General features: G+C 43.9%; 7 protein-coding genes and 1 pseudogene. 4 read left to right on the top strand and 4 right to left on the bottom strand.

Going from position 1 to position 6,949, the window contains the following annotated elements:
* The first annotated feature begins 227 nt into the window (after positions 1-227).
* Positions 228-1,694: pseudogene (locus EWV68_RS15055) on the top strand (hypothetical protein).
* A 429-nt stretch (positions 1,695-2,123) separates the two neighbouring features.
* Positions 2,124-2,690, top strand: coding sequence for a hypothetical protein (locus EWV68_RS15060; protein ID WP_287170274.1), 567 nt, complete (start codon positions 2,124-2,126; stop codon positions 2,688-2,690).
* 83 nt (positions 2,691-2,773) lie between these two features.
* Here EWV68_RS15060 and EWV68_RS15065 read toward each other — a convergent pair whose 3' ends face one another.
* From EWV68_RS15065 to EWV68_RS15080, 4 genes are all read right to left on the bottom strand, one after another.
* Positions 2,774-3,421 carry a YqiA/YcfP family alpha/beta fold hydrolase gene (locus EWV68_RS15065; protein WP_287170276.1) on the bottom strand — a complete coding sequence of 216 codons (648 nt, stop codon included), beginning with the start codon at positions 3,419-3,421 and terminating at the stop codon, positions 2,774-2,776.
* 11 nt (positions 3,422-3,432) lie between these two features.
* Positions 3,433-3,738 carry a DUF2973 domain-containing protein gene (locus EWV68_RS15070; RefSeq protein ID WP_061430696.1) on the bottom strand — a complete coding sequence of 102 codons (306 nt, stop codon included), beginning with the start codon at positions 3,736-3,738 and terminating at the stop codon, positions 3,433-3,435.
* 98 nt (positions 3,739-3,836) lie between these two features.
* Positions 3,837-4,244: a DUF2605 domain-containing protein gene (locus tag EWV68_RS15075; RefSeq protein WP_081106741.1), complete on the bottom strand. Its 408-nt coding sequence runs from the start codon at positions 4,242-4,244 to the stop codon at positions 3,837-3,839.
* 15 nt (positions 4,245-4,259) lie between these two features.
* A complete protein-coding gene (locus EWV68_RS15080) occupies positions 4,260-4,886 on the bottom strand; it encodes a TenA family protein (RefSeq protein ID WP_061430698.1) in 627 nt (208 codons plus the stop codon).
* 157 nt (positions 4,887-5,043) lie between these two features.
* Here EWV68_RS15080 and EWV68_RS15085 point away from each other — a divergent pair, with 157 nt between their 5' ends.
* Both EWV68_RS15085 and EWV68_RS15090 read left to right on the top strand, forming a co-directional pair.
* On the top strand, positions 5,044-5,250 hold the full coding sequence (locus tag EWV68_RS15085) for a hypothetical protein (protein ID WP_061431061.1): 207 nt from the start codon (positions 5,044-5,046) through the stop codon (positions 5,248-5,250).
* 41 nt (positions 5,251-5,291) lie between these two features.
* On the top strand, positions 5,292-6,191 hold the full coding sequence (locus tag EWV68_RS15090; protein WP_287170277.1) for an amino acid ABC transporter substrate-binding protein: 900 nt from the start codon (positions 5,292-5,294) through the stop codon (positions 6,189-6,191).
* The last annotated feature ends 758 nt before the right edge of the window (positions 6,192-6,949 follow it).

Below are 6,949 nucleotides of genomic sequence, written 5' to 3' on the forward strand. Positions count from 1 at the left end.
TTTAGGCACTTTTTCCCTGAAAATTAGGTAATTGGCCACCTCAAAACTGGTAAAACCCCACACCCCACACCCCACACCCCACACCCTGCCCCCAGGAAAAACTTTTTCAGCAAACCCTAGATAGATTCTCAAAAAACAATCAAACAATTCTGTAAAATTGAGGCCATGACCTCATCTTCTTGCGCTTTTGCTGACACCGGAGCATTCAATGACTCTAGCAAAAATCAATGGTTTGTATAGATTTTGGCCTTGGCTCTAGGAGGAACGTGCTATCCCTACTACATAAATTAATCCCAGTCAAAACCCTTCATATATGTCTTGTGATCGGTTTACTGACCACCCTGTTAACCGCCTGTGGCGATCGCCTGACGGCTACCAATCTCCCCAGTTCCGAAACCCTTCATCTTCCCGTCGTCCAAGGCCGCATTTCTGAGGTTGCCCCCCCGGCCCTAATTCAGGAACTGCGCCCCAGTTTAGATCGTTACGCTCCCCAAGTAACGATTCTCAGTCCTCTGGCCGAACAAGTTTTCGATAACCCTCAGGTGACAGTTAAACTAAAAGTGTCGGAGCTGCCAATTTTCCAAGACGATACCCTGAAATTAGGACCCCACTTGAGCCTAATTGTCGATAATGAACCAGCAGCGGCTATCTACGACCTCAAGCAACCGATTATCCTAGAAAATCTTGCCCCCGGTACTCACACCCTCCGCGTCTTGGCCCTGCGGCCTTGGCAGGAAAGTTTTAAAAATGATGGGGCCTTCGCTGAAACAACCTTTCATATTCTGACAAAAACAGGCAAAAATGCCCCTGATAACAACTTACCCCTATTAACCTACAGTAGTCCGCAAGGAATCTACGGTGCAGAACCGATCCTGCTCGATTTTTATCTGAGTAATGCTCCTCTACGTCTGCCCAATACTGCCAACGGGGATAATAATCTTCAAGATTGGCGCATTCGTGTCACTGTCAACGGTGAGAGTTTTCTGCTTGATACTTGGGAACCGATCTATCTCAAGGGTTTTGCCAAGGGCAATAACTGGGTACAATTAGAATTCATCGATGGTAAGGGCAATAAAATCGAAAACGAGTTTAATACCAGCGTGCGCGTGATTAGCTTTGATCCCTCTTACCAAGACGGCCTTAGTCAATTAGTCCGCGGCGATTTATCCCCTACAATTGCCCGTAGCATTGTTGATCCCAACTATAAAACCATTCCCAGTCTAGAGGAAAAAACTCCCATAGTTGAGGAAGAAACCCCCGTTATTGAGCCAGAAACCCCTATAGTGGAAGAAACCCCCGTTATTGAGGAAGAAGAAACCCCTATAGTTGAGGAAATCCCTGTTATTGAGGAGGAAACTCCTGTTATTGAGCCAGAAAGCCCAATAGTGGAAGAAAATACTGTTATTGAGCCAGAAAGCCCAATAGTGGAAGAAAAACCAGTAGAGACAGAAACAATCGAAAAGGTAGAGGAAACCCCTGAAGCGATCGAATCTCCCTTAACCACCATACCGGAGACAAAGGACATTAATGAACCGGGCTCTAGTATTTAGCCTCCGGTAGAAGTGGAACCTATTCCCGAACCCCAGAACAATAGCGAGCCAAAAATCACCATTTTTGATCGCATTCAACAAACCTTAAATCGTTTCCAGTTACCCTCTCCCCTAGCAGAAACAGATATCGAACTAAGCTGTTAAGCATTTAAATTGCTTGTTGAGACGAGGCAAGAGGCAAGAGGCAAGAGGCAACAGTAAAGGGATTGGGGGAGATTCGGCTAATCTTAAGAATAAGTGCTTTAAATGCCTGAATTATTCACCAATATCGATCGATCTTAAAGCCTAGCTTCATCCGGTTTTCAGGGAATAGGGTAATGGGGAAGTGGGGAGGTGGGAATTATGAATTAGGAGGTGGGGAGGTAGGGGAATGGGGGAATTTCAACTAAAACCCTAAAACCCTAACACCCTAACACCCCAACACCCTAAAACCCTAAAAACCCAACCCCCAACCCTCAACACCTCGATCGAGAAATTATTAAACAAATATTTCGCAATATAGACAAAATTGGGAACTAAGTTATAATTTAGAACGTCTCTGAGTAATTTACTAACTTTTTGCTTGAGGTAATTGTGTTTAACAAAATTTCCCTTGTCGCTGGTTTTGCCGGTTTAGTTGCCCTAACCACCGTTGGCGCTGTACCCGTACAAGCAGGACCGGAAAATAACGAAATCCTGATCAGTCAACTGCGCGGCCATAACACCTACAGAGGTGAACCGCAACTTAACCCCGGTGACTATATACTAGGTCGCGTCCGGGGAACCGTGGGTGGAATTCTGTCCATCCAATTGATCAGACCTGTGACAGTGGATGGCAAAGAAATTTTCAGTGGTGACTTTGCTGACGGAACCACCGCTCGTATTACTGGGGATGCCACCGGTGGCGACGATGTACTATTGCAAGTGGTAGATGGCAAGTTAATTTATGTGGGTAAAGCTCGTCCCTATTGGGTTTCCCGCTTGAAACTAAAATCGGAAACCGCTACCAGCAGCAATCGCTCGCAACTTTTAAGAGAACTTAACCAAAAAGAACCCGCTTGGGGACTTCCCGCTTTACCCCCGGAAACCAGAACCTTTACTGAAGTTGCTCCTCAACCCGCTTCCGAGCCTAGTGTATCTCCTATCCGCGGACTTTGGTAGTGGGAAGACATCAGGAGAAAATTTAATACAAGCGTACTAAGTATGCCCCTCTTTTTTCTATGGAAGGGGGGGGTCTTTTTTCGTCAAAAATTGAGAAATAACTGCATTTCAGCCCAGATTCTCGTCATCACATCGGTAAGGGCATGATCACTATCTAATTCGATTAATTTTACCCAAGGACGATTTATGCAATAATGGCGACTATTTTCTAGGGGAATCACCTCATCGGCACGACCATGAATAATCAGGGTGGGGAGCTGCCTGATTAACTTTTCTTGGGGATAATTAGCTAAATCCTCGATAAATTTGGAATAAATTGGCAGAGAACGACGATAACCGTAGTGATAAACCGATAAACTCCCAGATTTTTGCCAATTGGCTAGGGTTTCTGCTCCCAATTGTCCTAACCAAATCGGCCCGAAATTAAAAGCCGGAGCTAATAAAACGAGCCTTTGCACCTGAGAATAAGTTTCTGCCAGCCAAGCTGCCGTTAAACCGCCAAAACTGGAACCAATCAGAGTAACGGGAAGCTGAGATTGTTGAATCAATGGGCCGATTTGGACAATCTGACGAGTGAGAGTTAAGCTAGAAAAGTCATCACCGTTAAGATCGGGAATTTCCATTGCTAAACCCCTCTTTTGCCAACAATGTCTCAAAAATTGCGCTTTTGTTGATTGGGGGCTAGAAGCAAAACCGTGTAGATAAATATATCTGTTTTCAAGGACCGCCATTCTAGAACCAATTAGATTTCTTCATCTTGCTCTTTGGTAGCACTGGGAGAAGAATTATAAATAGCATCTAACTGCTGACGAGCATCTTCGACAGTGACAGAACGAATCACTAACAGAGGTTCGTTAATCAGCTGTCCGGCCTCGTCCAAAAGTTCCGGATGGGAAGTCATGGGATAACCGTAGGGATTATAGGAATTACCCGATTTAGCAGGACGTTTCTGGGAATCCATGCTAACAGTAATCAGACTACGAATTAAGTTATTAATGGTCAAAAAAGCGATAACTGTGAAGGCGAGGATATAGAGTAGGTGTAGCATTGACCAAGTCTCCCATGAATTATGTGTGAATATTCCTAATTGCCAAAACTTTATGCTAAAAATTCGCTCAACTCTCTAGCTTACCAAAAAGTTTCAGGTTAAGCGTCAGTTTGAGGAGATTGATATTCTCCCCAACCCTGTAATCGACGACGACGACTGCTGACACCCCAACACTCTGCCACCAACTGATGCCAAGGCAACAACATCTTGGCCTCGATACCCACCTGACCACCGGTGGTTTTAAAGAGTAAATAAGCTGTGGCCACCTCCTGTTGGGCATTTTTGACTCTTGCCAATAAATCGTTTTGTTCCTCGAGGCTGAGAAAGGATAATCTCTCGGATTCGAGGAGGAGACGGGAACGGGAAAACCAATGGGTGAAATCCTCTAGTAGAGGTTCCAAGATAGTTTTCAGGAGTTCGTTTTCGGTTGGTTGCGAAGGGAACATTATTCTTATAATGACGATTTTGCTTACCTTAATCTTAGCGTTATTTATATTTCTTAACATTGTGACGGGAAAATTTTAAGATTTGCCCCGGCTGTAGGCGGCACTAAAGAAGTCCTGTTCGCAACTAAGGGCATAACGATAGGATAAAGAGATATTTTCCGTCATCAGGGCGTATTTATCGGCTAATTCCTCTAACTGACTTGCTAAAGCGGCGAATTCATCCCCACTATAACTATCAATCCAAGCTTGATAGGGATTCTCAGAAATCGGCTCTAGGGCTAATTGTTGACCCAGATAAGCATAAAGACGCATACAGGGACTCATCGCCACGGCAATCGCACCGATGTCACCCATCCAAGCGGTAGCGAGAAGAAAATCCGTATAGCGACGGGTGGCGTTAGCGGGCTGAACCTTTCTCAGGTCAACCCCCCACTGTAAAGCGTAATTTTCGTGTAATTCTAATTCCTTTAATACCCCTGCCGCTAACCGATGAAAGCTAGTGAATCCCTGCCAATCGGGAGCTTTAGCAGCGGCGATACTGTAAGCACGGGCGAAAGATTCCAGAAAAAAAGCATCTTGACCGACATAGAAAGCGAAACAGTCCCGTTTAAGCTCTCCTGTGGCGATACCTCGCACAAAAGGGTGTTCTAGACAAGCTTGCACTAGATCTTGATGGCTGTGCCAAAGTTGCTGACTAAGCATGGGAAAATACTAATTAGGTGGACAAGGTTGGTTAACTAGAGTTCAGCATCTCACAGGGTGACAGAGAGCCTGAGTTGTCATCCCTTGATTTCCTTAACCCAAACCGACGTTAACCCTGTTAAAATAAAGATAACTGACTAAATTGGAATTAAAAACTATGCGACTTAAGCGATGGGAGTCCCCCCGCCGTCAGGGACGTAACGACAAAGGCAAGGGCGGTTCGGCCCGACAGCGACAACTGAAAAAACAATTTAAAATGCTGTCGAAAAAACTGAAAGGGGGAGAGAGTAACATCTCTCCTCTTTTTTTGTCCCCAGCAATCTCCGCTGAAAAATCTTCCTCTGGGAAACTCTCAGTCTCCTGAAACAGTCCCAGACTTGAGCCACTTTCAGATTAGGAAAAAAAATGAAGCGTACACTTGCCGTCATGACGATGACAGTAGCTTTAACCCTCACCAGTAACCATTCTAGCCTTGCGGGAGCAATCTTCGATCGCATTCAAAAAACTGGGATAATTACTGCCGGCGCTCGTAAAGATGCTATTCCCTTTGGTTTTGTCAACTCCCAGGGCAAGTGGGTGGGTTACAGCCTTGATATGTTAGAGTTAATTCGCAAGGAAACCGAACGGAAGTTAGGAAAACCAATTAAGTTAAAAATTGTTGAGATTACTCCCCAAAATCGTTTTGAAAAGTTGAAAACAGGGGTGATAGATATCGAATGTGGCTCCACTACTTTTACTTGGAAAAGAGAAAATGAAGTGGATTTTTCCGTTAGTTATTTTGCCAGTGGTACTCAATTGCTCACCCGCAAAGGGAGTAATCTCGATGACATCGGTAGCTTGGCAGGCAGACGCATTGGAGTGATTGCCAATACTACTAATGAAGCAGTAATTAAAACCCAACAACCCGCCGCTATTTTGGTCAAAGTTAAAAATCGTGGCGAGGGTTTACAAAAACTAGAAGCGGGAGAAATTGATGGTTTTGCCAGTGATGGCATTACCCTGGAAGGCTTAAGGAAAAGCGCTAAAAATCCTAATAATTTAGCCATAGTTCCCTCCTATCCCTACGCCTACGAATCCTACGCCTGTACTTTACCTGAAAATGATTCTAAATGGCGCGATACAGTGAATTATACCCTATTAAAATTCATGGAAGGGATCGTCAGTGACCAACAACAAGCGGTGACAATTTATGAACGTTGGTTTGGTGAAGACGGTGTTGTTCCCTATTCCAGAGAAACTATTAATGATTATTTTCAAGGTATTGTCAACACCTACGAATGGATTCCTTTAACTGTATTTCCTTAAAATTAAGACCTTTTCAGGGACCAGTTGAAAAAGGCAAGGGTCAAGAGGCAAGAGGCAAAAGTATCGATTAATTTGTCTCCCTAAGACTCTTGTTGACCCTAATAAATCCTGTTTACAAGGGATAGGAAAGCGGTAAAATGGGGAGAAGGGAGCGGGTTTTTAAAGTTGGATTTGTTATTAATCAAGTTAATAAAGGTAAAAAATAAACCCCCTCAACTGACTGAATTAAGGGGCGATTGCGAGTTTTTTATTAATGGTTTTTAGGAGACTTTTGTGGTTTCCTTTTCTGAGGGTTTGGAGGGTTTTATACCATTTTTCTTTATTCGCGTCACAACGAATGCAGGCTTGGCAAGCATTCGAGCGTGGATGTCTGTCATGGATTTAGAAATTTGGTATTAGTTGGCACTTTAGGGTTATCTCCATACTTTCACCCGCATTATATCAAAATGATAATCATAGCTCCAAAAAGGTATATCTAATTCTCTTGAGATGATAGCAGTCAAAGCATCAACAATAGTAATAGTTTGATCAGGAAATTGTTTAGCTTTTGCTATGGCTGCGAAATACTGATCTTCTGTCGGATTGATCAGATTAGCAGATTCTAAGCAATTTTGTGTGAATTGACATCCTCACCGCCGTAAACGGACGGCGATTCCCAAACCTCACGATTTAGGTTTCTGCTTCTTTCCCGAAGGATTTTTCGCACCTGCCTTAACAGATTTACTCTGTTCTGGTCTTATGGTCGCTCTACAGACTGA

The organism is Microcystis sp. M_QC_C_20170808_M9Col, from assembly GCF_007095495.1.
Taxonomy (GTDB): Bacteria; Cyanobacteriota; Cyanobacteriia; order Cyanobacteriales; family Microcystaceae; genus Microcystis; species Microcystis aeruginosa.

Bases quoted from the DNA above. Each gene is read 5' to 3' on its own strand.
- EWV68_RS15065 (WP_287170276.1), bottom strand. From the start codon at position 3,421: ATGGCGGTCCTTGAAAACAGATATATTTATCTACACGGTTTTGCTTCT.
- EWV68_RS15070 (WP_061430696.1), bottom strand. From the start codon at position 3,738: ATGCTACACCTACTCTATATCCTCGCCTTCACAGTTATCGCTTTTTTG.
- EWV68_RS15075 (WP_081106741.1), bottom strand. From the start codon at position 4,244: ATGTTAAGAAATATAAATAACGCTAAGATTAAGGTAAGCAAAATCGTC.
- EWV68_RS15080 (WP_061430698.1), bottom strand. From the start codon at position 4,886: ATGCTTAGTCAGCAACTTTGGCACAGCCATCAAGATCTAGTGCAAGCT.
- EWV68_RS15085 (WP_061431061.1), top strand. From the start codon at position 5,044: ATGCGACTTAAGCGATGGGAGTCCCCCCGCCGTCAGGGACGTAACGAC.
- EWV68_RS15090 (WP_287170277.1), top strand. From the start codon at position 5,292: ATGAAGCGTACACTTGCCGTCATGACGATGACAGTAGCTTTAACCCTC.